The 24844-nt window shown below is 70.0% G+C and carries 25 protein-coding genes; 9 read left to right on the forward strand and 16 right to left on the reverse strand.

From position 1 onward, the window contains the following. Positions 1-81 precede the first annotated feature (81 nt). Together ABD989_RS04780 and ABD989_RS04785 are read right to left on the reverse strand one after the other, a co-directional pair. Positions 82-765 (reverse strand): fasciclin domain-containing protein, encoded by a 684-nt coding sequence (locus ABD989_RS04780; protein WP_345312616.1) that lies wholly within the window; start codon positions 763-765, stop codon positions 82-84. A gap of 245 nt (positions 766-1010) precedes the next feature. Continuing rightward, entirely contained in the window at positions 1011-1964 is a 954-nt protein-coding gene (locus ABD989_RS04785; RefSeq protein ID WP_345312617.1) for an SDR family NAD(P)-dependent oxidoreductase, read from the reverse strand. Positions 1965-2152: 188 nt separating this feature from the next. Here ABD989_RS04785 and ABD989_RS04790 point away from each other — a divergent pair, with 188 nt between their 5' ends. Further along, positions 2153-3739, forward strand: coding sequence for a Rieske 2Fe-2S domain-containing protein (locus ABD989_RS04790; protein WP_345312618.1), 1587 nt, complete (start codon positions 2153-2155; stop codon positions 3737-3739). Further along, on the forward strand, positions 3740-4924 hold the full coding sequence (locus tag ABD989_RS04795; RefSeq protein ID WP_345312619.1) for a CaiB/BaiF CoA transferase family protein: 1185 nt from the start codon (positions 3740-3742) through the stop codon (positions 4922-4924). A 9-nt stretch (positions 4925-4933) separates the two neighbouring features. Here the strand turns inward: ABD989_RS04795 and ABD989_RS04800 are convergent, their stop codons facing one another. The 4 genes from ABD989_RS04800 to ABD989_RS04815 all read right to left on the reverse strand — a co-directional run bounded on the left by ABD989_RS04800 (position 4934) and on the right by ABD989_RS04815 (position 8079). Beyond that, on the reverse strand, positions 4934-5590 hold the full coding sequence (locus ABD989_RS04800) for an AMIN-like domain-containing (lipo)protein (protein ID WP_345312620.1): 657 nt from the start codon (positions 5588-5590) through the stop codon (positions 4934-4936). Positions 5591-5665: 75 nt separating this feature from the next. Then, on the reverse strand, positions 5666-6502 hold the full coding sequence (locus ABD989_RS04805) for an MBL fold metallo-hydrolase (RefSeq protein WP_246993335.1): 837 nt from the start codon (positions 6500-6502) through the stop codon (positions 5666-5668). A gap of 9 nt (positions 6503-6511) precedes the next feature. Then, complete coding sequence (locus ABD989_RS04810) at positions 6512-7315, reverse strand: CPBP family intramembrane glutamic endopeptidase (protein ID WP_246993333.1); 804 nt, start codon at positions 7313-7315, stop codon at positions 6512-6514. Between the two features lie 38 nt (positions 7316-7353). Next, complete coding sequence (locus ABD989_RS04815; RefSeq protein ID WP_246993331.1) at positions 7354-8079, reverse strand: DUF2470 domain-containing protein; 726 nt, start codon at positions 8077-8079, stop codon at positions 7354-7356. A gap of 111 nt (positions 8080-8190) precedes the next feature. Here ABD989_RS04815 and pheA point away from each other — a divergent pair, with 111 nt between their 5' ends. The 3 genes from pheA (at position 8191) to ABD989_RS04830 (ending at position 10863) form a co-directional block, all read left to right on the forward strand. Continuing rightward, the gene (gene pheA / locus ABD989_RS04820; RefSeq protein ID WP_345312621.1) at positions 8191-9123 is read left to right on the forward strand and encodes a prephenate dehydratase; all 933 of its coding nucleotides are present in this window, start codon (positions 8191-8193) and stop codon (positions 9121-9123) included. A 1-nt stretch (position 9124) separates the two neighbouring features. Beyond that, a complete protein-coding gene (locus tag ABD989_RS04825) occupies positions 9125-9766 on the forward strand; it encodes a histidine phosphatase family protein (RefSeq protein ID WP_345312622.1) in 642 nt (213 codons plus the stop codon). Positions 9767-9936: 170 nt separating this feature from the next. Further along, on the forward strand, positions 9937-10863 hold the full coding sequence (locus ABD989_RS04830; RefSeq protein ID WP_345312623.1) for a hypothetical protein: 927 nt from the start codon (positions 9937-9939) through the stop codon (positions 10861-10863). A 132-nt stretch (positions 10864-10995) separates the two neighbouring features. On the opposite strand, the gene ABD989_RS04835 is transcribed toward ABD989_RS04830, so the two are convergent. Both ABD989_RS04835 and ABD989_RS04840 read right to left on the reverse strand, forming a co-directional pair. Beyond that, entirely contained in the window at positions 10996-11343 is a 348-nt protein-coding gene (locus tag ABD989_RS04835; RefSeq protein ID WP_345312624.1) for a metallopeptidase family protein, read from the reverse strand. 2 nt (positions 11344-11345) lie between these two features. Continuing rightward, positions 11346-12461: a septum formation family protein gene (locus tag ABD989_RS04840; RefSeq protein WP_345312625.1), complete on the reverse strand. Its 1116-nt coding sequence runs from the start codon at positions 12459-12461 to the stop codon at positions 11346-11348. Between the two features lie 56 nt (positions 12462-12517). Between ABD989_RS04840 and serS the strand changes: the two genes are divergently transcribed. Then, complete coding sequence (gene serS, locus ABD989_RS04845) at positions 12518-13774, forward strand: serine--tRNA ligase (protein ID WP_345312626.1); 1257 nt, start codon at positions 12518-12520, stop codon at positions 13772-13774. Positions 13775-14066: 292 nt separating this feature from the next. Next, positions 14067-15326 (forward strand): LCP family protein, encoded by a 1260-nt coding sequence (locus ABD989_RS04850; protein ID WP_345312627.1) that lies wholly within the window; start codon positions 14067-14069, stop codon positions 15324-15326. Positions 15327-15342: 16 nt separating this feature from the next. Here the strand turns inward: ABD989_RS04850 and ABD989_RS04855 are convergent, their stop codons facing one another. From ABD989_RS04855 to msrA, 6 genes are all read right to left on the reverse strand, one after another. Further along, a complete protein-coding gene (locus ABD989_RS04855) occupies positions 15343-16308 on the reverse strand; it encodes a DUF5926 family protein (protein WP_345312628.1) in 966 nt (321 codons plus the stop codon). A 38-nt stretch (positions 16309-16346) separates the two neighbouring features. Then, positions 16347-17132, reverse strand: a complete 786-nt coding sequence (locus ABD989_RS04860) for a glycerophosphodiester phosphodiesterase family protein (protein WP_246993313.1) — start codon at positions 17130-17132, stop codon at positions 16347-16349. Continuing rightward, the gene (locus ABD989_RS04865) at positions 17129-18181 is read right to left on the reverse strand and encodes a DUF4328 domain-containing protein (protein WP_345312629.1); all 1053 of its coding nucleotides are present in this window, start codon (positions 18179-18181) and stop codon (positions 17129-17131) included. The genes ABD989_RS04860 and ABD989_RS04865 overlap by 4 nt, the downstream gene beginning before the upstream one ends. Further along, entirely contained in the window at positions 18181-18513 is a 333-nt protein-coding gene (locus tag ABD989_RS04870; protein ID WP_372493281.1) for a rhodanese-like domain-containing protein, read from the reverse strand. The genes ABD989_RS04865 and ABD989_RS04870 overlap by 1 nt, the downstream gene beginning before the upstream one ends. 492 nt (positions 18514-19005) lie before the next feature. Next, the gene (locus tag ABD989_RS04875; protein WP_345312630.1) at positions 19006-20085 is read right to left on the reverse strand and encodes a winged helix DNA-binding domain-containing protein; all 1080 of its coding nucleotides are present in this window, start codon (positions 20083-20085) and stop codon (positions 19006-19008) included. A gap of 6 nt (positions 20086-20091) precedes the next feature. Next, a complete protein-coding gene (msrA, locus tag ABD989_RS04880) occupies positions 20092-20811 on the reverse strand; it encodes a peptide-methionine (S)-S-oxide reductase MsrA (RefSeq protein WP_345312631.1) in 720 nt (239 codons plus the stop codon). A 152-nt stretch (positions 20812-20963) separates the two neighbouring features. Between msrA and ABD989_RS04885 the strand changes: the two genes are divergently transcribed. Both ABD989_RS04885 and ABD989_RS04890 read left to right on the forward strand, forming a co-directional pair. Then, positions 20964-21116: a hypothetical protein gene (locus ABD989_RS04885; RefSeq protein WP_345312632.1), complete on the forward strand. Its 153-nt coding sequence runs from the start codon at positions 20964-20966 to the stop codon at positions 21114-21116. 102 nt (positions 21117-21218) lie between these two features. Then, positions 21219-21848 carry a superoxide dismutase gene (locus tag ABD989_RS04890; RefSeq protein WP_246993301.1) on the forward strand — a complete coding sequence of 210 codons (630 nt, stop codon included), beginning with the start codon at positions 21219-21221 and terminating at the stop codon, positions 21846-21848. 75 nt (positions 21849-21923) lie between these two features. Here the strand turns inward: ABD989_RS04890 and ABD989_RS04895 are convergent, their stop codons facing one another. Continuing rightward, a complete protein-coding gene (locus ABD989_RS04895) occupies positions 21924-22676 on the reverse strand; it encodes an energy-coupling factor transporter transmembrane component T family protein (protein ID WP_345312633.1) in 753 nt (250 codons plus the stop codon). Continuing rightward, positions 22673-24715: an ABC transporter ATP-binding protein gene (locus ABD989_RS04900; RefSeq protein WP_345312634.1), complete on the reverse strand. Its 2043-nt coding sequence runs from the start codon at positions 24713-24715 to the stop codon at positions 22673-22675. Before ABD989_RS04900 ends, ABD989_RS04895 begins: the two co-directional genes overlap by 4 nt. Between the last annotated feature and the right edge of the window lie 129 nt (positions 24716-24844).

Raw genomic sequence — 24844 nt, forward strand, 5'->3', positions numbered from 1 at the left:
GCCTTTCGGTGAGTGAGGGACGACGACGGTGCGCGGCGTCGAGGCCGCGCACCGTCGTCGATCAGATCGTCGATTCCGCGGTCAGTTCTCGTCGGTCGGCGGCATCAGCACCTGGTCGATCAGGTAGACGGTCGCATTCGCCGTCTTCACGCCGCCGCAGATGACACTCGCGCCGTTGACCTTGGTGTCATCGCCGCTGCCGGTCACGGTGAGCATGCTGCCCTCCACCGTCTGGTGTTCGCCGGCCACCATGTCGGGCCCGGCTTGACCCGACACCACGTGGTAGGTCAGCAGCGAAGTGAGGGCGGGCGCGTCGGTCTTGAGCATGTCGAGGGTGGCGGCCGGCACCTTCTCGAACGCCGCGTCGACGGGTGCGAAGACGGTGAACTCACCGCTGTTGAGCGTGTCGACGAGGTTCACATCGGGGTTGAGCTGGCCGGACACGGCCGCCGCGAGCGAGGTGAGCATCGGGTTGTTCCCGACGGCGACGCCGAGCTTCTCGGTCGCCATCTGATCGAGCGACCCCGGGCCGGTGGGCACCTGCTGCGCGTAGGCGGCGCAGCCGGAGCCGATCAGTCCGGCCATCGCTGCGTCGGCCGGGGTCGTCATGTCGGACGTGGCCATGTCGGCCATCATCCCGGTGGTCATGGTGCTGGTCGACGACGCGGTCGACGAGTCGTCGCTCGAACAGGCGGTCATGGCCGCGGCGACGGCGAGCGAGCAGCCGAGGACGGCCGCTTTGGTCATGGTGCTGCGTGTACCCATATCTCTCAAACTCCCTAGTCCAAGGCGCCGGCGGGTTCGTCGGCGCCGTCAGCAGTGACATGGGTCATTCGGATCGGCGCGCAGGCCGGATGGGTGCGGGAGAGAAGTTTTTTTTCGCGCGGCCTACGCGGGGTCGAGCTCCGCCAAGGCGGCGGTCAGTCCGTCGGCCCCGCCCGGGTGACGCGATAGTCGAGAGGTCGGTCTCGTGGCCGACGCCGCGGTCCGCACCTCACGGCTCATGCGGATCATCGGAGGTACTCCTCCTCCACCATCGTGCGCATCTGCTCCGCGACGCGGCGGCGCGCGGTCTCGTCGAATCGCGTTCCATCCAGATAGTGCTCGGGGCGCTGCCGTCGGTCGTGCCAGAATCCGCCGGTGGGCGGGACGGGGTCGATCGCGAGGAGCCAGACCGCGGTGTCCGCGCCCTGCACCGGGCTGCGCAGCAGCGGTCCCGCGAACCTCGCGAAGCGGGGCAGCGCATCGTCGACGCCGGGGGTGTCGACCCAGCCCGGATGCATGCCCGCGACCATCACCCCGGCCGGGCCCCAGCGATCGGCCAGGAACGGCACCAGCGCCGTCTGGACGCGTTTGGATCGGGCGTAGGCCCGGGCCCCGCGGTACTCGCCGCGCCGGTAGTCGACGTCGTCGACCGGCAGTTCCGCGGTGTACATCCCACCCGACGACATGAAGACCACCCGCGCATCGGCGCTCTGCGCGAGCTGCGGCAGCAGCAACTCGGTGAGCGCGATCGGCCCGAGCACGTGCGTGGCCAGCGAGAGTTCGTGGCCGTCGGCCGACGCGGTGCGTTCGGGCGGCAGCACGCCGGCGTTGTGCACCAGCGCGTCCACCGGGTACTCGGCCAGGCGGGCGGCGAGGTCGCGGACCTGCTCGGCGGCGGACACGTCGCCCGGTTCCACGCTCACCCGCGCGCCGGGGAATCGTTCGACGATGCCAGCCGCGACCGCGTCGGCCCGCGCGCGGCGTCGGCCCACCAGGATCGCGTGTGCACCGAGGGCCACCGCGCCCTCGGCGATCGCCGCGCCGATGCCCGACGTCGCCCCGGTCACCACCACGGTGCGACCGGTCAGGCTGCCCGGCGCGGGGTCGTCGACGGACCACCCCGCGGCACGCAGCCGGAACCCCAGGCTCGAGTAGCCCGGAATCACCGAACGGTCGAGCAACGCGTCCAGCACACCCATCGGTTTCCCGCTTCCCTCGACGACGTTCTCGTTCCACCTTTACCGTCGATCCGGCTACTCGGCCACCGCCGATGCGCGCGGAATCACAGGACGGGCGGCGGTGCGCGGACCTTAGTCCCGGGCGCGGCGTCATCGCGCCCGGATAGGCTGAAGGCACAGCCTTGCACTATCCGAAAGGTCCTCCCACCGTGCAGATCACCAGCATCGGCCATGCCGGCTTCCACATCGAGACCGCGGCCGGATCCATCCTCTGCGATCCGTGGGTCAACCCGGCGTACTTCGCCTCGTGGATCCCGTTCCCGGACAACACCGAACTGGACTGGAAGGCCCTCGGCGACTGCGACTACCTGTACGTCTCGCACCTGCACCGTGATCACTACGACGAGCGCAACCTGATCGAGAACGTCAACAAGGACGCCACCGTCCTCCTGCCGGACTACCCGGTGCCGGATCTGCGACGCGACCTGGAGCGGCTGGGCTTCCACAAGTTCGTCGAGACCACCGACTCGGTGAAGCACAAGGTCAGCGGCCCCAAGGGCGACCTGGACATCATGATCATCGCGCTGCGCGCACCGGCCGACGGCCCCATCGGCGACTCCGGCATCCTGATCGACGACGGCGAGACCGTCGTGTTCAACATGAACGACGCCCGGCCGGTGGACCTCGACGTGGTCGAGGAGGCGTTCGGGCACGTCGACGTGCACCTGCTCCAGTACTCGGGCGCCATCTGGTACCCGATGGTCTACGACATCCCCCGCAAGTCGAAGGCCAACTTCGCCAAGCAGAAGCGCCAGCGCGGCATGGACCGGGCGCGCAGCTACATCGAGCAGGTCGGCGCCACCTGGGTGGTGCCGTCGGCCGGTCCGCCGATGTTCCTCGACGACGACCTGTTCGTGCTCAACGACTTCAACACCGGCAGCGAATCGGACCAGGCCAGTATCTTCCCGGACCAGGCCGAGTTCCTGGAGCAGATGGTGACGCACGGGACCGACGACGGCGAGCGCCATCGCGGCCTGATGATGGTGTCCGGTTCGGCGGCGCAGTTCCGCGGCTCGGATCTGGTGGAGATCGACCACCCGTACCCGCCCGAGCAGGTCTTCGGCGAGCACAAGGCCGGCTACCTCGAGAAGATGAAGGCCAAGTTCGCGCCGATCATCGCCGCGGAGAAGGCCACCTGGGCGGCGCCCGACGGCGACCCGCTGCTGCCGCAGCTCAAGGCGCTGTTCGAGCCGATCATGGCGCAGTCGGACCTGATCTGCGACGGCATCGGCTACCCGGTGGGTCTGGTGGTCGGCGAGGAGACTTTCGTCCTCGACTTCCCGCAGCGCACCGTCCGGATGCGCGAGGACGGCGACGGCAAGTACCGCTACGGCTTCCGCATCGCCCCGGAACTGGTGCGCACGGTGCTCCGCGACAACGAGCCGGACTGGGTCAACACCATCTTCCTGTCCACGCGTTTCACCACCTGGCGCATCGGCGGCTACAACGAGTTCCTCTACACGTTCTTCAAGTGCCTCACCGACGAGCGCATCGCCTACGCCGACGGCTGGTTCGCCGAGGCGCACGACGACGACGCCTCGGTGGACCTGGACGGCTGGACCATTCAGCGCCGCTGCCCGCACCTGAAGGCCGACCTGAGCAAGTTCGGCGTGATCGAGGGCGGCAAGCTGACCTGCAACCTGCACGGCTGGCAGTGGGACCTGGAGTCGGGCCGCTGCCTCACCTCGAAGGGTCACGAGCTCCGCGCCGAGCGCACGGCCGCGGCCGAGGGCTGAGTGACGCCGCCGCTGGAGGGCTTCACCGTGGTGTCCGTGGAGCAGGCGGTGGCCGCCCCGCTCGCCACCCGGCAGCTGGCCGATCTCGGCGCGCGGGTGATCAAGGTGGAACGTCCCGACGGCGGCGATCTGGCCCGCGGCTACGACGACTTCGTCGCGGGCACCGGTGCCCACTTCGTGTGGCTCAACCGCGGTAAGGAGTCCGTCGCCGTCGACCTGAAGTCGGACGACGGCCGGGCGCTGGTGCGCCGGTTGATCGACGACGCCGACGTCTTCGTCCAGAATCTGGCCCCCGGCGCCGCCGCACGCCTCGGCCTGGGCGCGGCCGCGTTGCGGGCCGCCCGCCCCGCGCTGATCACGGTGGATCTGTCCGGGTACGGGGACGGCGGACCGTACGCGCAGCGCAAGGCCTACGACATGCTGGTGCAGGCCGAGGCCGGCCTCATCTCGATCACCGGCACCCCGGAGTCGGCCGTCAAGACCGGTATCCCCACCGCCGACATCGCGTCCGGAATGTATTGCGCCCAAGCGGTTTTGGCCGCACTACTGCGCCGGGAACGCACGGGCGAGGGCGCACAGATCGAGGTGTCGATGCTCGAAGCGACACTCGAGTGGATGGGCTACCCGATGTACAGCCGGATGCACACCGGCGCCGAACCGCCGCGGATGGGCGTCGGGCACGTCTCCATCGCGCCGTACGACTCCTACCCCACCTCCGACGGCGAGATCCTCATCGGCGTGCAGAGCGACAATGGCTGGCGCGCACTGATGTCCGACGTCCTCGGGCGGCCCGACCTCATCGACGATCCCCGCTTCGCCACCAACATCGACCGGGTCCGCCATCGCGATGAGTGCGATGCCGTGGTCGCCGCCCTCACCGTGGAGTGGACCGCCGCCGACCTCAGTGCCCGCCTGGCCGACACCGGCGTGCCCGCGGCGGCGATCAAGGACGTCGGCACCGCCGTCGAACATCCACAGCTGCGTGCCCGCGATCGCTGGCGCACCGTCGACACCGAACACGCGGCCGTCGAAGCGCTGCTGCCGCCGGCCACCTTCGCCGATTTCGAGGCACCGATGGGCGCCGTGCCCGCGCTCGGCGCGGACACCCGCACCGTATTGGCGTCGATGGGTTGTTCCCCCGACGAGATCGACGCACTGGTCGCGGACGGCGTCGTCGGCGACTGACCTGCCCGGTTACCGCGCGATGTCGATGACCAGTCGCGTCGGGCTGCTCAACGCGCTCACCGCCACGGCGGGCTGCGCGGCGCTCACGCCGATGAACGCCAGCTGCTGTCCCTCGAAGACGCCCTCCAGGTTCACCTGCGTGATCCCGCCGACCCCGGCCACCGGGTTCGGTCCGCTGTACTCGGCCACGCCCGTATCGCCGGGATAGCCGACGCCGATCAGGGTCACCGCGATGACGGCGCGGCCCGGCACGATCACCGGATCACTGCTGCCGTCCTGCCGCGGATCGTCGGTGAACTGCACCCGCCACCCCGGCGTCCCGACGCCGCCGAATTCGAAGACCACGCGGTCGAAGCCGTCGTGGCCGCCCACCCGGACATCGGTCACGGTGAGCCGCGCGTTCGTCGACGCGTCGTGCTGCACGGGCAAGGTGCCGGTGATCGGACTCTGGGAAGTCTGAGTCTGGGGATTCGGAGTCTGGGCAGTAGAGGCATCGTTCGCCGGTCCCCCGTTCGTCGGGGACGCCGTCTCGGTGACCGTCACGCTCACGACGGACTGCGAGCTCGTGGTCGACGACGAGGAGTCCGCGTCGTCACCGCAGCCGGTCAGCACCGCCGCGGCAACCGTGGCCGCCACCAGCCAGGCCCCTGCGCGCCGTGTGTTCATATCGAGAATTGTCCACCAGGAATCGGCATAATCGCTGGTAACGGCGCAACCGTGACCAGATAGCCGCGGTCGTCGCTATCGGCGCGCGACCTCGTCGAACTCGGCCAGGTACTGGCCCACGATCACTTCTTCCACGGCGTCGGCGTACCAGGGGCGTCGCCCGTCGAGGCGGTAGACCACACCGCGCCCGATCATCTGCTCCGCGGTCAGGCCCTGGGCGAGGAGGTCGCGGATCCGCGCACCGCGCTCGTCGACCGCAGCGGTGTGCCGACGCAGATCGGCGAGGTATGCGGCCCGGTCGGTGTACGGGCCCTTGTGGTGGTAGGTGGTGTAGACGGCGGCGTCGATCTCCGCGCAGCGCGCCAGACTGGTCCGCACGTCCGACAGCCGCGACTCCAGATCCGCGTGCAACGGCCCGAACGACGACAGGTCGACGTCGGCCAGGAAGAACACGTCGTCCGGTTCCACGAAGAAGCCGCAGTGCCCGCCGGTGTGGCCGGGCAGCGGGATCACTCGGATACGGACGCCGCCGCCGACGTCGATCACCGTGTCGTCGTGCAGCGCGGTGGCGTCGGGCCGCTCGGACCACCGGAACTGGCGGCGCAGCTCCTCGCCCATCTCCTCGGGCGGCGAGTCCATGTAGCGGCAGAACTCCGCCCACGACTGCACGGCCGGCAGATCCCGCTGGTGGATCTGCACCGGCGCCGACGTCTCGCCCAGGCCCACCACATGGTCCTCGTGGTAGTGGCTGAGCAGCACCAGGTCGGTCTCGACGGCGGGCGCCTCCAGCGAGGAGTCGATCTGCACGGTGGTGTCGCCGCCGTGCACACGCACGGGATTGCCGTACGGGTACGCGCCGTCGTTGGTGCCGCGCAGCAGCACCACATGCTCGGAGATCCGAACTTCTTCCATGCCGCGACCCTAGCCCGTGAGCCAAGTGAGCTGTGGGGCGAGCAGGGCGTAACCGAGGAAGGCGACGATGTCGATCGTGGCGTGCGCGATGATCAGCGGCCAGAGTCGCGCGGTGGCCTGGTACCAGCGCCCGAAGATCAGGCCCATCACCACGTTGCCCAGGCCGCCGCCCCAACCCTGATACAGGTGGTAGCCGCCGCGCAGCAGCGCCGAGGCGGCGAGGGCCGCGTTCTGCCCCACCCCGAGTTGGCGCAGCCGCACCAGGAAATAGGCCACCACGATCACTTCCTCACCTACCGCGTTGCCGATCGCGATGAGGACCAGGGTGATGTACTGCCACCACGGTCCGCCGGTGTCACTGGCCACCAGTTGAGCGTTGAGACCGAGCACTCGGGCCACCGCGACGAAGCCGAGGCCGGGCAGACCGATCAGCGCGGCGAGGGCCAGGCCGGGCGGAACGTCACGCCCCGACGGCTTCGCCATCCCCACCAGCGGCAGCCGAATCCCGCTGCGCCACAACAGATAGACGCCGAGGCCGCCGATCGCCATCAGCTTGGCGGCACGCATCAGCTGGGCGATCAGGTCCAGGATGCCCAGCTGCGCCTGCTCCGGATTGAGCGCGACCGTGGTCTGCGCGATGCCGCCGCTGAGCTCGGCGTCGATCAGCGAGATGAGCGCGCCCAGCGCCGAGAAGCCGAACGTCAGAATCCCGACGATCACCAGCTCCCAGATCAGCGCGCGCCGCTCCACCGGGTCGCGCACCACCGGCACGTCCGGTTCCGGTGCCCGCGCCAGCCGCGCCCAGAGACTCACGCGGCCAGCCTAAACCGCGCGGAGGTTCCGGGCGCTGATCAGTGCCCGGCAGCCAGCCGGTGCAGCGCGGCCGACAGGTCGCCGATCCCGGTGCACGGCCGTTCGAAGGAGAGCCGGACATCGTCGTCGGACGACGGCGTCTCCACCCGAAAGGTGATGCCGAACCGATCCAGCCCGAGCGGTCGGACGCGTCCGCGCCGGAGGTGTTCGGGGAACTGATCGGCCAGCCGCGTCACCAGGTCCGGGTGGTCGGCGTCCAGGTGCGCCAGCCACTGGCCTTCGTACTCCCAGAACAGATCCGGCTCCGCCGACGAGAGCGCACTGGCCGGCACCGCGGACGCCCCGGTGGCCGTGGCGATCACCGCATCGTCGACGGCCAGCCGCAGCAGGCAGTGACCGTGGCCCACGTCGAGGAGTCGCGCGTCGGGATGGTCGCCGGCGATCTCGACGGCCAGCTCGCGCTCGAACTGCGCCGGAACCCCGTGCACGCGACCGGACAGCCACACCAGCGACCGCACCCGTTCGCGCAGGCTGATCGGGGCGCAGTCGGCGAGCTCGAGCATCGCGGGCACACCGTCGCCGCCGACACCTGCCGGCCCCGGGACCAGCAGAAAGGCCTCGGTCTCGAAGAGGTGGACCATGGCGACCGCGGTCGGCGCGCGGCCGTCCACCGACAGGGTGCCCTCCTGCGCCCGCCGGCAAGCGGACTGAATACGCTCGGCATCGCAGGGCACAGACACTGCGCTGGACTGGGCTCCCGACATGGAGCCTCCCTTCGTCTTAGGTTCGCCTAACTAAGTGTTACCTAACCTATGGGCTGGCCCGCGGCCCCGTCAACAGCTCGCGCGAAATCCATCACCGACTACCCTGGGCTTGTGTCCGTCTTCGCATACTTCGGTCCCGCCGGAACCTTCACCGAGATGGCGCTGAACCGACTCCTCGAACGCGGTGTGACCGGCGACGACGAGGCGGTGCGCACCGTGGCCGCCGACTCCCCCGCCGCCGCCGTCGCCATGGTCCGCAGCGGCGCCGCCGACTACGCGTGCGTGCCGATCGAAAGCTCACTGGAGGGCTCGGTGCCCGCGACGATGGACGCTCTGGTGCCGCCGCCCGGTGAGCACCGCGTCCAGGCGTACGCCGAGGTGACGCTCGACGTCGCCTTCACCATCGCCGCCCGCGAAGCCCTCGCCCCCGACGAGGTACGCACCCTCGCCGCCTATCCGGTCGCCTCCGCACAGGTCCGCGAGCAGGTCGCCGAACGCTTTCCGAACGCTTCCTTCGTGCCCGCATCGTCGAATGCCGGTGCGGCGCAAGACGTTGCGCAGGGGTTGGCCGACGCCGCCGTCACCACGCAGATCGCCGCCGACCTGCACGGCCTGGTTCCGCTGGCGCGCGACGTCGCCGATTCGCCCGACGCCCACACCCGGTTCCTGCTCATCGGTCGGCCCGGTCCGCCCACGGCGCGCACCGGCGCCGACCGGACGTCGGTGATCCTCGACCTCACCAACGAGCCCGGGTCACTGGTCACCGCGATGACCGAATTCTCTTCTCGCGGAGTGGATCTCACGCGCATCGAGTCCCGGCCTCGACGCCTCGGCGGCTCGGCGCAGTACCGGTTCTTCCTCGACGCCGCCGGTCATCTCGACGATGCCGCCGTCGGCGAAGCCCTGCGGGCGCTGCACCGAGGCGCCGAGCGCGTGGTGTTCTTGGGCTCCTGGCCCGTCGATCGCAGCGGTGCGGCCGGCGAGCCCACCGACCACGCGGAGAGCCTGCGCTGGTTCGCCAAACTCGAACAAGGGGATGACTGACATGGCTCGCCTTTTCCTGGTCCGCCACGGCGAGACCACCGCCAACGTGCTGCAGCAGCTCGACACCGCCCTGCCCGGCGCCCACCTCACCGATTTCGGTGCGCGCCAAGGCATTCGGTTCGGCCTCGACAACCCGCTGGCCGCACCGGCCGTGCTGCTGAGTTCGGTGGCCAACCGCGCGCAGCAGACCGCCGAACTGATCGCCTCCGCGTGGGACACCGACACCGCTGCCATCGACGACGTGCACGAGGTACAGGTCGGCGACCTCGAGGGCCGCAGCGACCGCGAAGCGCACGAGCAGTTCCGCGACGTCGTCCACGCGTGGCATCACGGCGACCTGGACGCCCGCCTCCCCGGCGGTGAATCACTGGAGATGCTGCGCGACCGCTACGTCCCCGTGCTCGATCGCCTCGCCACCGAGAACCTGCGCATCGAGCAGCCCCGCGATGTCTACGTGGTCTCGCACGGCGCCGCGATCCGGCTGGTCGCCGCGCACCTGGCTGGCGTCGACCCCGAGTTCGCGATGCGCAACCACCTGCGCAACACCGACTCGGTGGAGCTGGAGCTGACTCCCGAAGGTTGGCAGCTGATCCGCTGGGGTGCCCTCACCGACTTCACCCACGAAGACAACCCGCTCGGCTGACCCGCGCCGTCGTTCTTGGTTCGCCCGTCGTCCTCGGTTCGCCCCGTCGGTTTCAGTCGAAGCTGTCGGTTTCAGTCGAAGCTGTCGTTCTAGAACGACGGGCACAGCCGAAACCGACGGTGTGCGCGTGGCGAGGGAACCGAACCGGTCACTCCCCGCGTCTAAGCGGCATGGACTTGCCCGTCGACCGCTTCGGTATCGTTCGCCGCTCCCTCGTACTGCGCCACGGCCACTCCGACGATCTGCTCAAATCCCGGACTCGGTCCGGAGAGCTGATCCACCTCGGCCACGGCGCCTATGCGCCCGCGGGTTCGGTGTCCGACGGGCCCGGGTACGACGACGCCGTCTACCGCCTCCGCTGCCTCGCCTTCGCCACCGCCGGGCGGGGCGCCGCTCCGGTGCTGTCCCACCAGTCGGCGGCAGCGCTGCACCGGTTGCCCCTGCTCAAACCCGATCTCACCCGGGTGCACCTGCTCAGCGGCCAGTCCGGACGCGGTTATCAACGCCACCAGCGACACCTCCATCCGGGGCACGCGCTCAACCCGACCGTCATCGACGCCGTACGCGTCACCTCCCTCGAGCGCACCGCGATCGACGTCGCCTGCATCGGCGACTTCGCACAGGCCCTCACCGCGTTGGACGGCGCGCTGCGCCTCGGTGCGACGCTCGACGGCCTCCGGACCGAGCTCGCCACCCGGCGCCGCCGCGGTGCGGCGATGGCTCAGCGGGCGCTAGAGTTCGCCGACGCGGGCGCCGAGTCGGTCGGGGAATCCTGGAGTCGCGCCCAGTTCATCCTGGCCGGGCTGCCGCCCGCGCAGCTGCAGGTGCGGTACCGGTGTCGGACCCGCTCCCCGCGCGTCGACTTCTCCTGGGGCGGCCGCCTCGTCGGCGAATTCGACGGCATGGTGAAGTACGGCCGCACCTATGCCCGCCCGGGTCAGACCCCGGCGAGCATCGTCGCGAAGGAGAAGCGCCGGGAGGATGAGCTACGAGCGCTCGGAGTGATGGTGGTCCGCTGGCTCTGGGTCGACTTGGAGCGGGGACGCGTGGTGCCGGAGGTGCTGCGCTGGCTCCGCCACTTCGACCTCGTCCGCTGATGCGCTCCGTCGTCCTCGGTTCGCCCATCGGTTTCAGTCGAAGCTGTCGTTTTCGGTCGAGGCTGTCGTTCTAGAACGACGGGTACAGCCGAAACCGACAGGTTCACCGGAAAACGACAGCGCGGAGGGCGGTCAGCCCCAGCCGTGGGCGTCGAGCCAGTCGTCGTCGATACCGAAGTGGTGCCCGATCTCGTGCAGCACCGTGATCGCCACCTGCTGACGCACCTCGTCGGAGGTGTGGCAGATCGACAGGATGATGTCGCGGTAGATCGCGATGGTGTCCGGCATGCCGTTGTAGTCGTGGGTACGACGGGTCAGCGCCACCCCGGTGTACAGACCCAGCAGGTTGCGGTTCTCCGGATTGAACGGCTCGATCAGGATCACCACGTTGTCCATGGCGCGCATGAGCTCCTCCGGGAGGAGATCCAAAGCCTCCCCGACGAGAATCTCGAACTTCTCGTCGGACATCTTGACTGCCAACGTCACCCTCCTGAGGGAGCTTGCATTTCCCGATCGCTCGGGGCGTATCCCGGCGGCAACGGCACCGGGGTGGGCAGGGCCCGGCCGGGCGGGCCCTGGGCCGGTGCGGTGGGCACCTTCCCGTTGATCAACACCTGTTCGCGCGCATCGCCGACCAGCTTGGCGAAGCCGCCGCGGTCGGGCAGTGCGACGTAGCAGACCACCCGGCGGCTGCCGCTGTGCCAACTGACCTCGGAGATCACCGACCACTGCACATTGAGGGTGGTCTTTGCGAAGTTCTTCTCGCCGCCGAAGAAGCGGTTGGTCTGGTTGGGGCAGATGGTCTGCAGGTATTCGTTCTGCGCGGCGACGGTCGGCCACGGCTTACCCGAGTCGCGGCCGCCGAAACGCTGCGACAGATCCACCACGCCGGTGGTCTGGAAGGCGTGCGGCTCGGAGCAGTCCACCGGCTGGGTGGTCGGCTTACGGGTCGCGTCGTCGAAGCCGATGCAGGTGCCGTCGGGCCAGGCGAACGACTGGTCGGCGTCGGCCGCGGTACCCGCGGTCTCCAGCTGGGTACCGCCCGGTCCCGGCTCCTCGATGCCGCAGCGCAGCACTCGGGCGCCGCGTTCCCACTGCGACTTGGACGGATACATCAAGCCCACCGCCAACCGGCCCTGCGGATCCAGACCGCCGCTGCCGAGGTAGCGGTCGACGAGCACGCCGCACTGTTCATCGCGAACCGTCACGAACCGCTCCGGGCCGGGCCACGGTGCGGTAGCACCGAACTCGGCGCCCGGGAACTGCTCGGTGTCGACGGTGCCCGCCACCTCGAAGCGGTGGGGCTGCTCGCAAGACACCTTGCTCGGCGTACCCGCGGTGTCGTCGGCCCAGGTCAGGCAGTCGCCGGGCACCGAGCGGGTGAAGTCGGTCTCGGTGTACGAGTTGCCCTCGCCGATCACCGATTCGCCGAGTCCGCCGGCCTCGGAGAATCCGCCGCGCCACGCGATCACACCGCCGGCCGCAGCAGCGCCGACGAGGACCGCCACCAACACCGTGACCAGACGGGTCGCCGACACCCGACGGCGCACCGCGCCGTCGTCTTCGGGGCCCTGGGGCTCAAGTTCGGGATCAGTCATCGTCGTCCATCATGCCTGGCGATCGGGAACGCTGCGCTCCGAGTAGGGTTTGAGTCGTGATTGACCTGAAGATTGCGCGGGAGAATCCCGATCTGGTTCGTGACTCGCAGCGCGCCCGCGGCGAGGATCCGGCACTCGTCGACCAGTTGCTCGACGCCGACGCCACCCGGCGCAGCGCGATCGTCGAGGCCGACACCCTCCGCTCCGAGCAGAAGGGTCTCGGCAAGCTCGTCGGCAAGGCGCAGGGCGACGAGAAGACCGCCCTCCTCGAGCGCGGAAAGGAGCTCGGCGCACAGGTGAAGGCCGCGGTCGCCAAGCAGTCCGACGCCGAGCAGACCTTCAACCAGGTGCACCGCGCGATCTCCAACCTCATCGCGCCGGAGACCCCACCGGGCGGCGAGGACGACTACCGGGTGCTCGAGCACGTGGGCACGCCCACCGAGATCGCCGACCCGAAGGATCACCTCGAGCTCAGCGAGTCGCTGGGCCTGATCGACATGGCCCGCGGCGCCAAGGTCTCCGGCTCACGCTTCTACTTCCTCACCGGACCGGGCGCGATGCTGCAGCTCGGGCTGCTGAACATGGCCGCCGCGAAGGCCACGGCCGCCGGCTTCACCATGATGATCCCGCCGGTACTGGTGCGACCCGAGGTGATGGACGGCACCGGCTTCCTCGGCGCCCACGCCGACGAGGTGTACCACCTGGAGCAGGACGACATGTTCCTGGTCGGCACGTCCGAGGTGCCGCTGGCCGGCTACCACTCCGACGAGATCCTCGACCTGTCCGACGGTCCGAAGCGCTACGCCGGCTGGTCCACCTGTTTCCGCCGCGAAGCCGGCTCGTACGGCAAGGACACCCGCGGCATCATCCGCGTGCACCAGTTCGACAAGGTGGAAGGCTTCGTCTACTGCAAGCCGGAGGACGCCGCCGCCGAGCACCAGCGTCTCCTCGACTTCGAGAAGTCGATGCTGGCCGCCGTCGACGTGCCGTACCGCGTGATCGACGTCGCGGCCGGCGACCTGGGCAGTTCCGCCTCGCGCAAGTTCGACTGCGAGGCCTGGGTCCCCACCCAGAACACCTACCGCGAGCTGACGTCCACCTCGAACTGCACCACGTTCCAGGCCCGCCGCCTCTCCACCCGCTACCGCGACGAGAACGGCAAGCCGCAGACCGCCGCCACGCTGAACGGCACGCTGGCCACCACGCGCTGGCTGGTCGCGATCCTGGAGAACCACCAGCAGCCAGACGGCTCGGTGCGGATCCCCGAGGAACTGGCCCGCTTCACCGGCTTCGAGGTCCTCGAGCCGCGCTGAGCGCGCTCATCCTCGCCACGTCGGTATTCTGGCGAGGATGAATCAGCCTCCGCGACCGCCCAACCGGCGGGTGCCCGGCGGATCGGGCCGTCCGCCGGAGGCCGTTCCCCCCTCACCCCCAGTCTCCCCGTCACCCCCAGTCTCCCCGTCACCCCGACCGCCCGCGTCTCCTCCGCAGCCGCCCCGGCGCCCCACGCATGCGGGGCGCGGCCAGGTGCCGCCGCCTCCGCCGACGCGGCGGCAGCCGCAGCGGGTCGTTCCGCCGCAGGGTCAGCAACCACCGCGCCGGCCGGTGCCCGAAGCTCCGCGCACCACCTATGTGCCGGGCCCCCCGCAGCGACCCGGCCCGCAGGCCTGGTCGCGGGAACCTTCGGGTCGCCCCGTACCGCCGCCCGCCGGCGCGGTACCCGCCCCGACTCCCGCTCCCGCAGCGGAGCCGAGTCGTTACGCACCGCGGCAGGAGCCCCAGCCCATCCCGGCCACCGACCGGTCCGGTGATCGCGCCGGACAACGATCGGCGCGCGCCTCCGGGCACGACAGTGGGAGCCGTCCCCCGAACGCACCCCCGGCCGCAAAACCCGGTCAAGCCGGCAAGCCGAAGCGCAAACGTAAGCGCCATCTGCTGCGCTGGTTCCTGGTGGTGCTGCTGATCCTGGTCCTGCTGCCGGTGGGCGTCCTGTTCTACTACGACGCCCAGCTGCATCGGGTCGACGCGCTCGCCGCGTATTCGGGTCGCCCGGCGGGCACGCCCGGCACCACCTGGCTGATCGTCGGCACCGATTCCCGCGCCGATCTGACCCAGGACGAGAAGGACAAGCTCGCCACCGGCGACAGCGACGGCGCCCGCACCGACACCATCATGCTGGCCCACCTGCCGCCGAGCGGCAGCGCGATGCTGATCTCCATCCCGCGCGATCTGTACGTCCCGATCTCGGGCATGGGCAGCCACAAGATCAACGCCGCCTTCAACGAGGGCGGTCCGCAGCTGCTGGTGCGGACGGTCGAGGACCTGTCCGGCATGCGTATCGACCACTACGCCGAGATCGGATTCGGCGGCTTCGACCGTCTGGTCGACGCGGTCGGCGGGGTCCAGATGTGCCTGGACCAGCCGTTGCGCGACCCCAAGGCCGGACTCCGGTTGAAGGCCGGCTGCCAGACGCTCAACGGCGCGCAGGCGCTGGGCCTGGTCCGCACCCGGGCCTTCCCGAACGCCGACCTCGAACGCGTGGTGAACCAGCGCAAGTTCCTCACCGCGCTGATGCATCGCGCGATGAGCCCGGGCGTGCTGCTCAATCCGTTCCAGCTGTTCCCGTTCCTGAACGGGGCGGTGGCCGCGCTGACCGTCGCCGACGGCGACCACCTGTGGCATCTCGCGTGGCTCGGCTACAAGCTCAACGGCGACACGGTCACCACCACGGTCCCCACCGGCGGAAGCACCTACACCGACGACGGCGACTCGCTGGCCACCGACCAGTCGACGGCGGACTTCTTCGACTACCTGCGACGCGGCAAGCCGGTCCCCACCGACCTGCTCAGCGAGGGCGGCGCCTGATCAGGCGCACCCGCGCTCAGCGCAGGGTGACCTGTCGGCCCAGGATGCCGGCCCGCGAACCGCGTTCTGCCGCAGTGAGATCCGCGTCGTCGGCCAGGGCCTCGCCGAACCACTCGTCGAGCTGCGCCAAGCCGTCGTACCACTCCTCGTGGTGGCGTTCGTTGTCCAGATCGAAGACCGGGACCACCAGGCCGTGCGTGCGGAACGAGCCCGCGAAGCGGGAGCCCTCGCCCATCGTCAGCCGGCCGGCCGCGTGCAGTCGTGCCATGGCCTTCATCAGGGCGTCCTCGTCTTCGGGTCGCACCCAGCGCAGGTGGGCACGCTCGCCCGCATCCACCCACCACGGTGCACCCAGTCCGCTGTTCGGGGTGAGGCGCGCGGTCGGCATGATCGTCTCGTTGGCCCGCCCCAGCATCTGCTGGATCTGCGGGGTCACCTCGGCGTCGTCGGCGAACCACCACGAGAAGTCCTGGTAGACCACCACATCGAGGGCTGCGGTCGGGTCGACGATGTCGGCCAGTCCGCGCTCGGCGTCGCCGCCGCGGTACTCGCTCCCGGGCTCGGCCGAGGCCGCCCAGGTCAGCGCCGTGGCCACCGAGGCCGCGAGGTCCGCGGGCTCGGGGTCGGTCTGCAGGCCCACCAGGCCTTGCGTCACCTTGCCGTCGACGCCGCGGGCAGCGCCGCGCTCACCCCAGGTCGCGGCATCGCGCGAGCGCACGAACGCCCCGCCGGCACCCGGCAGGATGGTCGCGAAGTCCACTTCATTGGCCGCCTCGAAGCCGTCGGCGAAGGTCACCTGGGCGGTGGCCGAGGCGACGAAGGCCCGGAGCGCGACCAGGTCGCACTCGGCCGCCGGCAACGCCTCGAACGGCCGGGCGGGGGGCGCCAGCGCCGCCGCCTGCCGCGCCTTCCGGGCCGCGACGCGCTCCGCCCGGTTACTACCCGGGCGCGGTCCGCTGTTGCGCTTGCTCTTCTTGGCCATGGTTCAGCCTCTCCCTACCGAAATCGAGGTCGACGGTGTCAGTCGACGGTCACCAGCCAGTCACGCACCCGAGCGGGATGATTGGTCGCGATCCAGCGCACGCCCAGATCCGCGCACAACTGCACGTCATCACGTTCATCGACGGTCCACGCGTACGTTACCCGTCCCCCGGCGGCGGCCTTGTCGACCAGGTCCGGGTGTGTCCGCAGAGTCGCCACCGACGGCCCGATCCCGGTGGCGCCGACGGCCGTGGCCGCGCCCGTGGTGAGCCCGCGGGCCGTCTCGCCGAGCAGGATGGTGGGCAGCATGGGCGCGGACCGCCGGATCCGCCAGACACCCGACGCCGAGAACGAGATGACTACCGCACGACTGTGATCCGCCGACGGCGGGGCGCCCACCTTGAACTCGTGCAGGGTCTCGAGCAGGCGCTGCTCCACCAGGCTGCCGAAGCGCACCGGATGCTTGGTCTCGATGAACAGGCGGACCGGCCGGTGCCAGTCCAGCGTCAACTCCAGCAGTTCGGGCAGCGTCAGCACGGTGGCCGACGCCCCGCTGTGCCAGGACCCGAAGTCGTACTCGCGCAGCTGATCCAAGGTCAGCTCGCTCACCACGCCCGTACCGTTCGACGTCCGGTCGATGGTGCGGTCGTGCACGCACACCAACTGGTGGTCGGCGGTCAGCCGGACGTCGCACTCGAGGCCGTCGGCGCCCTCCCGCAGCGCGGCCTCGTAGGCCGCGAGCGTGTGCTCGGCGTGATCGGCCGACGCCCCGCGATGGGCGACGACGGCCGGTTTGCCCGAGCGGGACACCCCCGAGGTGCTCACGCGGCCACCACGAACCGTCGGGCCGGCGCCACCGACGGGAGGTCGGTCGCCACCAGCCCGTCCAGGCGCGGGACCAGCCAGGCGACGAAGATCCCCGACGCCACGAACGTGACCAGGGTGGCGACCATCGCGTCGGCGCCCACCTGGATCGACCCGCTCGACCACGCGACGATCCGGTAGACCAGCGCGATCAACGCGAGGCCGTTCACCAGGCCCCAGGCCACCGCGACCCGGTTGATCGCCGGTCGGACCCGGGCGGCCTGCGCGGGACCGACCGCGGCGGCGGCCTCCAGCAGCAGCAGCGGTGCGGTGAGCACGTTGACGAACGGAAGCACCGCTCCTGCGATGATCAACCAGCGCCGGCGCGGATCACTGGTCTCGACGGTCTCGTACGACCGCTCGCGCGCGGCCAGGAGCCACCGCGCGAACAGGAACAGGCCCCACACGGCGGCAGCGACGGCCACCGCACCGGAGATCAGCAGCAGCCACAGGCTCGCCAGATCCAGCCAGTACGGAATGGGATGGCTGCGGTTGAACATCAGGATGCAGTAGCGGAGCAACTGCAGAGCTGCAGCCACCGCGAGAACCGGCCAGATGATCTGCAGGGCCCACCGCAGGCGCGCACCGGGGCTCTTCGCCTCGCGATTGTCGTCGCCCGGCGGGACCCCCACGTCGCGCAGGCCCCACCGCGGCACCTCGGTGTACCGCGGGGTGCCGATCCGAGCCGCCGGACGCACCGGGCGCGCCGGAGGGAGCGTGTTCAGGGGTCGATGCGCCACCCACCGCAGCGGAGCGCGGGTGGTCTGCGGCTGCGGCCGGCCGGCCGGGCGCGGTCGTTGCGGCACGCGGGCCGACGGCTGCCCAGGCGGGTACTGGGTCGGCGGGGACTGGGCCGGCGGGGATTGGGCGGGTGCGGACTGCGCGGGCATCGGGACGGAACGGCGGGTCTGCGCGTCGAGCACCGACAGCTTTCCCCCGCAGCGCGGACACGTGGTCCGGCCCGGCAGGTGATCGGCCTGGATCTGGCACCGCAGGCAGACGTCGAGCATCAAGTCGGTTCGCCCATCCCCGTCTCGACGGCCTTGCCCGCAGCCTCCCAGGCCACCATGCCGCCGGTCACGCAGGTGCCGTCGATGCCGCGCATCGCCAAGTACTGCAGCAACCGGAACGACCGCCCGCTGGTCCGACAGATCACCAGGAGGTCGCGGTCGAGGTCGATCTCGTCGAGCCGTCCGGGGACGTCGTCCAAGGGGATGTGCAGCGCGCCACGCACGTGCCCTTCTTCCCATTCGTAGTCCTCGCGGACATCCAGAAGGACGCGGTCGTCAACATCGGTGAAGTCGTCCGGTAGCCCGGCGACGTCGATCTGCTCGATGTCCATGCTCACGTCTCCCATGTTCCCACAATCCGCGACGAGCTTGGCGGTGGTCACCGCGACCGACGGGGTTCCGGCGACCCACTCGGGCTTCGACGGCCGGTCGCGACCGGCACCGGTTTCTAGCACATCGGAGGGAGACGATCGCGGCAGACCGTCCCGCGCGGGCCCACAAAGTTTTCCACAGGCCGCGTTTCCCACAGTTATCCACACGTCTGTCCAATTTCCCCGGATGGTGTGTACAACCCTGTGGATTTGTGGACAAGACCTAGGTAAAAGTGCCAAACATGACGGTTTCCTCACACTTTCGCACGATTTTCCGCTCCCGGGTCATCAGCCGGTTACCACCCGGTTCGCGATCGTCCACCTTCGAAAGTCCGTCAGGTCCTGTGGACAGCGTGTGGACAACACGCCGCCCGACACTCTCAAGTTCCACTTTCGAGTTGCGCGTGTCGCCCCGATGCGCTGTTCCTCCGAACAGTGGACAGCGGTGGAGAATCACTGGGCGGCGAAGTCGGCGAGAGCCGTCGCTTCCCGCTCCACCTCGGTGCGCTGCGCGGGCTGCACGTCCGCCAGTTCGGTCAACTCCACGCGTCCCTCGACCAGTTGCCAAGTCCCGACGAGGCGTCCGTCGACGAGCACGAATCCCGGCGACCGGCCGTTCGGTGTCACCGTGGCGCGATAGACCTCGGGTGCGGCGAGCCGATCGCGGTCCACGTTCGCCACCAACACCTGATCGAAGGGCGCGATCAGCCGGACCGGCGCCGCGGCCTCGCCGTCGACCAGCGACAGGCCTTCGAGGTCGTACAGTTCACCGCCATCGGGACCGATGTAGGTGACCACCTCCCAGTCGGCGTCCATCGCCTTCAGCAAGGGTGTCAGACCCGTCAAGCCGGTCCAGCCGGCGATCGCCTTCGCCGAGGCCGGCCCGAAACCGCGCAGGTACATGCGGATCAGGTCCTTGCGAGCCTCGTCGTCGACCACGGCGGGTTCACCCGGCCCGATCCAGTCGTCGAGGAGCCGGAACGCCGGCGCGCCGCTGCGTCCCCAGAGGCCGCGCGGCGGGGTCTGCACCAGCGGCAGACGTCCACGCACCACCGCGGCCAACGCCTCGGCGGGCGCCTGCGGCCACCGCCGACTGAGCGTCGCCCGCAACGCCGCACCCGACAATCCGTCCTGGGCGGCGTGCTCGGCGAACTCGGCACGGGCGAGGGCCACCACCTCGTCCACGTCGACACCACTCAGTCGCGGCAGATGGGTACGCGCCAGGGCGGCGTCGAACACCGCCTGCACCGCGGGCCGGATCCATCGGGCGTCGAGCGCATCCATCAGGAACACGGTGCCGCGCTGCAGCGGCATCCGCACGGTCTCGCGGTCGAGGAGCAGTTCGTCGAGTTCGTCCGGGTCGAAGTCGACGATCCTCGACCACAACGCGAAGAACGGCGCCTGCGGGTCCTGGGCCTGCAGGCCCACGCACCGATCGATCACCTCGATGGCGTCCTCGTCCGCGCGCTCGAGGAGATGCTGCCGGTGCAGCAGGGTACGGGCCGCCTGCTCGGCGGTGACGCGGGCGGCCACGCGGACTCAGCCCGCGGTCGGGAAGGTGAGCCCAGTGGACGCGTGGCAGCGATATCCGTGCGGATTGTGGTGCAGATACTGCTGGTGGACCGGTTCGGCGTAGTAGAAGTGGCCGTCGCCCACCGCGCTCAGCTCGCCGATCTCGGTGGTGACGGGCCCGAACCCGGCGGCCGCGAGCACCGGCGCGAAGCGCTGTGCGGCAGCGGCAGCAGCTTCCGCATCGGCCGCGGTGGAGGTGTAGATCGCCGAACGGTACTGGGTGCCGACGTCGTTGCCCTGGCGCATCTCCTGCGTCGGGTCGTGGCTGGTGAAGAACAGGGCCAGCAGGTCCTCCACGCTCACCTGCGCGGGGTCGAACACCACCAGCGTCGCCTCGGTGTGACCGGTCTGCGCGGTGCAGACCTCCTCGTAGGTGGGGTTCGGGGTATAGCCGCCGGCGTAGCCCACCGCCGTCGTATAGACGCCCGGAACCTGCCAGAAGATCTCCTCGACGCCCCAGAAGCAGCCGCCGGCCAGCACGATCGTGTGCAGGGGTGCGGGCCACCGACCCAGCCCGCCGTGGGCGTACGTGCCGTCGGCGTCCGCCGAGCCGCGCAGCGGATGCCCCAGGAGCGCGTGCACCGCCGGGATCGGCAGCGCCTCGGCACGGCCGGGCAGGGCCTTCTCCGGGCTCACCATCACGCGTTTGACGTCGGCCGCAGCCATGATCCGATCGAAGAGGCTCATGGCGTCCAGGGTACGGAAAAAGCAGGTCGACCCGCGTTTGGCACCACGACCGCGTCTGGGTAGGCTCAACCGGAAGAGCCATTAGTGTGATCTGCCTCACTCGTATCGCACTTCGGTCCGCGGCTCTGACGAGGGGAAAGCGAGCCGACCAGATGAGCACCACCCGACCGAGATCGATGCACTCAGCGGACCCGGCCGAAGGCGACGCGTCACCGCGCGGTTTCAGTCTCGCCGCCCAATGCGCGATCACCACCGTCAGTATTGTGGGGATCGTCCTGTTGATCGTGGGCGTCGCGCTCCTTTGACCGCTTCGCACAGACTCCGCCCGGGCACTTGCGAACCTCCCGCGGGTGGGGGAGTGTAGAAACTGGACTTAATCCGGAAAGACAACCGAAGAGAGGAAGATCGTGGCTGAATACACCCTGCCCGAACTCGATTACGACTACGGCGCTCTGGAGCCGCACATCTCCGGCAAGATCATGGAGCTGCACCACAGCAAGCACCACGCCACCTACGTCGCCGGCGCGAACACCGCCCTGGAGAAGATGGCCGACGCTCGCGAAGCCGGTGACATCGCAGGCAAGGTCTACGGACTGTCGGCCAACTTGTCGTTCCACCTCGGTGGTCACACCAACCACTCGATTTTCTGGAAGAACCTGTCGCCCAACGGCGGCGGCGAGCCCACCGGCGCACTGGCCGAGGCCATCGGCACCGACTTCGGCGGCTTCGAAGCGTTCAAGGCGCACTTCACCGCGGCAGCCACCACCCTGCAGGGCAGCGGCTGGGCCATCCTCGGTTACGACACCATCGGCGACCGCCTGGTGATCCAGCAGCTGACCGACCAGAGCGGCAACACCTCCGCCGCCCTGATCCCGGTGGTCATGCTGGACATGTGGGAGCACGCCTTCTACCTCGACTACCAGAACGTGAAGCCGGAGTACGTCAAGGCCTGGTGGAACGTCGTCAACTGGGACGACGCATCCGAGCGTTACGCTCGCGCCACCAGCCAGGGCAAGGGCCTCATCGTCCCCGCCTGACACGCAGCACTGCACGACGACCGACGGCGGTCACCCTCCCGGGTGGCCGCCGTCGCCGCATCGTGTCGCGATGGACTAGAGCAGCACGGTCAGCGTGATGGCACCGGCGCAGGCGAGCGCGGTCAGGACCAGCGCGACCACGTCGGCCCGGCCCGGCCGGGACGGGTAGGCGGTCAGCCGACCGGTGCCGCCGCGCGCGGTGATCGCCTCGCCCATCTCCGCGGCCCGACGCATGGCCGAGCTCATCGCCGCGACCACCATGTCGATGATCGACATCTCCGCCGACGGGTGCCCGGAATTGGCGTTCGACGTCGGGCGCAGGCGGTAGGAGGCGCGCAGCATCCGCATCTCCTCCATCAGCAGCGGCAACCCGCGCAACGACAGTGCGATACAGACGGCCCACTCGTCGACCGGCAGCCGTAGCAGGCGCAGCGGCGCCATCAGCCGGGCGATCGCCGGGGCGATCTCGGCCATCGGCGTGGTCCACACCACCATGATGCTCATGGCGAGCACGATCAGGCCCAAGGCCGTGCCGCGCAGGAAGGTCAGCACGCCCGCGCCGCCCGCGGAGACCGCGGTGACCGCCATGCCGACGCCGATCAGGGCCCAGAACCACCAGGGCGGCCGCGGGATCGCGCCGATCGGGATACCCGCGAGCAGGGCGAAGACCACCACGAACAGCGCCACGAAAGCCAGGCTGGGCCAGGTCGGCAGCACCCAGGTCATGACGCCCAGGGTCAGCACGATGATCAGCTTGGTGCCGGCCCACAGTCGGTGGATCACCGAGTCGCCGGGAAGTTGCCGCAGGGGCGGGGTGCGCAGGGTCATCGTCGTGCCTCCAGAACGCCGGCGACCAGTTCCACTCGCCGGTTGCACACGCGGTCGAGGGCCTCCAGGTCGTGCGAGATGATGATGATCGTGATACCGCGGTGACGCAGCCCCGCCAGCACGTCGAGGACCTCCTCGCGCGCGCCCGGGTCCAGACCGGCCAGCGGCTCGTCGAGCACCAGCACCTTCGGCTCAGACGCCACCAGCGAGGCCAACACGACGCGCCGCATCTGGCCGCCGGACAGCGAGTCGACGCGGCGGGCGGCGATCTCGCGCGGCAGGGCCACCAGGTCCAGGACGCGGGCCACCTCGAGGGTGCCGACCGATTCACCGCCGACGGCCATGATCTCTTCACTCACCGTGGTCTTCTGCAGCTGCAGACGCGCGTGCTGGAAGCCGAGGCCAATGGCGCCGATCTGCTCGGTCATCGGCGCACCGTCGAGCACCACTTCCCCGCTGCTGGGCGCGATGAGACCGGCGATGATCCAGGCCAGGGTGGTCTTGCCGGAGCCGTTGCCGCCGACGATGAGCACGCCGTCGCCGCGATTGACCACCAGATCCACCCGGTGCAGCGCGGTGACCTCCCACGGCGAGCCGGCGAGGTAGGTGTGCGAGACGTCGTTGATCTCGAGCAGCGGCTCGCCATAGTGGACGGCGGGCAGCACCGGCGTGTGCGCCTCGGGCCGCATCCAGTCGGGATGGTGCGTCACGATCCGCCCGGCCTCCAGGTGGATCACCCGGTCGGCGGCGCGCGCCTCGGCGTCGCGATGGGTGATCAGCACGACGGAGATGCCGCGTCGTCGAGGCAGGTCGGCGAGGATCTCGATGAGTTCGCGCCGGCCCTCCGGGTCCACCATCGAGGTCACCTCGTCGGCGATCAGCAGGCGCGGCTCCCGTGCCAGCGCCGCCGCCACCGCCAGCCGCTGCTGCTGGCCGCCGGACAGGTCCGACGTCTCGCGCTCGGCCAGCCCGGACAGACCGACCTCGGCGAGCAAGCCCTCGACGTCTACGTCCTGGTCGGCCGGGAGACCCCACACGAGGTCGTCGGCGACGCGTGAACCCAGCATCTGGGCTTCCGGGCGCTGCAGCACCATGGCGGTGCCGCCGCGCCGACCGAGGCCGGGGTCGCCCGGGCGGTCGATGACGCCGATGGTCGCGGGCGTGCCCGCCAGCAGCTTGGACAGCGTCGACTTCCCCGAGCCGTTGGCGCCGACGACGGCGACGAACTCGCCCTGGATGAGCGTCAGGTCGATGCCGGTCAGGACGTCGACCTCGGTGCCGGGATAGCGGTAGCCCACCCCGACCATCCGCAGCGGAAGAGGATCAACCGCCTCGTCGACCTCCAGGTCGCGGTGCGATTCCAGGGTGTCCTGCATCTTGATGTGGGCCAGGCGGTTCACCACGCCCTTGAGGATCCACCAGGCCACCAACAACGACAGCAAGGTGCCGACGGTGCCCGACACCCACAGCCAGATCCACCAGTGATCGACGATGTTCCGGGCCAGACCGGCGAACCAGTCGCCCACCCCGGAGATGTCGGCGCCGAACCGCTCGCCGACCCAGACGACGGCCTTGCCGACGCCTTCGATCAAGTTTTTGAGCACTTCCAGCGCGAGTTCGCGCAGCGGCACCAGCACCCACAGCACCAGCACGGAGAACGACGCCAGCACCGGCGCGACGATCAGCGACGCCGCGGTGAGCACCGCGAGGCCCCCGCCGCGACGTTTCACTTCGCCGACCACTCCGCCGACCACCGCGGCGGCCAGTACCGACAGCGCCGCGCCCATGCCGGCCACGGCGAAGGTCACCGCGGTGGAGGTGACCGAGGCCGCCACAACGGCGCGCGGGCGAGTGCGGGCGGCGACCAGCGCGATCGGCACCGGCGCGAACAGTCCGGCGGCGGTCGCCATCGGAATCACCGCGGCCACGACCACCGCCACCACCGTCAAACCCGACAGGATCGCGACGATCGCGATCTCCAGCGGGCGCAGGGGTCCGGTGATCGCGCGGGCACGCAGATCGGAGGTGGAGGATGTCACCCGGCCATTGTGCCTGGTGTGTTCCACCGACCCGCAAGACGCCGCACCGCCGCCACCGACGGGTCCGGGTGGCCGAAACCCCGATTATGGCCCTCCGACCTGGACAGATGCGGCAGGGACGAGTGTTGT

This window comes from Gordonia alkaliphila, from assembly GCF_039542465.1.
GTDB lineage: Bacteria > Actinomycetota > Actinomycetes > Mycobacteriales > Mycobacteriaceae > Gordonia > Gordonia alkaliphila.

Coding starts and splice junctions, on each gene's coding strand:
- msrA (WP_345312631.1), bottom strand. CDS start 20,811: ATGAGCCTCTTCGATCGGATCATGGCTGCGGCCGACGTCAAACGCGTG.
- ABD989_RS04885 (WP_345312632.1), top strand. CDS start 20,964: ATGAGCACCACCCGACCGAGATCGATGCACTCAGCGGACCCGGCCGAA.
- ABD989_RS04865 (WP_345312629.1), bottom strand. CDS start 18,181: ATGCTCGACGTCTGCCTGCGGTGCCAGATCCAGGCCGATCACCTGCCG.
- ABD989_RS04780 (WP_345312616.1), bottom strand. CDS start 765: ATGGGTACACGCAGCACCATGACCAAAGCGGCCGTCCTCGGCTGCTCG.
- ABD989_RS04895 (WP_345312633.1), bottom strand. CDS start 22,676: ATGACCCTGCGCACCCCGCCCCTGCGGCAACTTCCCGGCGACTCGGTG.
- ABD989_RS04840 (WP_345312625.1), bottom strand. CDS start 12,461: ATGACTGATCCCGAACTTGAGCCCCAGGGCCCCGAAGACGACGGCGCG.
- ABD989_RS04825 (WP_345312622.1), top strand. CDS start 9,125: ATGGCTCGCCTTTTCCTGGTCCGCCACGGCGAGACCACCGCCAACGTG.
- ABD989_RS04805 (WP_246993335.1), bottom strand. CDS start 6,502: ATGGAAGAAGTTCGGATCTCCGAGCATGTGGTGCTGCTGCGCGGCACC.
- ABD989_RS04815 (WP_246993331.1), bottom strand. CDS start 8,079: ATGTCGGGAGCCCAGTCCAGCGCAGTGTCTGTGCCCTGCGATGCCGAG.
- ABD989_RS04870 (WP_372493281.1), bottom strand. CDS start 18,513: ATGGACATCGAGCAGATCGACGTCGCCGGGCTACCGGACGACTTCACC.
- ABD989_RS04785 (WP_345312617.1), bottom strand. CDS start 1,964: ATGGGTGTGCTGGACGCGTTGCTCGACCGTTCGGTGATTCCGGGCTAC.
- ABD989_RS04855 (WP_345312628.1), bottom strand. CDS start 16,308: ATGGCCAAGAAGAGCAAGCGCAACAGCGGACCGCGCCCGGGTAGTAAC.
- ABD989_RS04800 (WP_345312620.1), bottom strand. CDS start 5,590: ATGAACACACGGCGCGCAGGGGCCTGGCTGGTGGCGGCCACGGTTGCC.
- ABD989_RS04830 (WP_345312623.1), top strand. CDS start 9,937: ATGGACTTGCCCGTCGACCGCTTCGGTATCGTTCGCCGCTCCCTCGTA.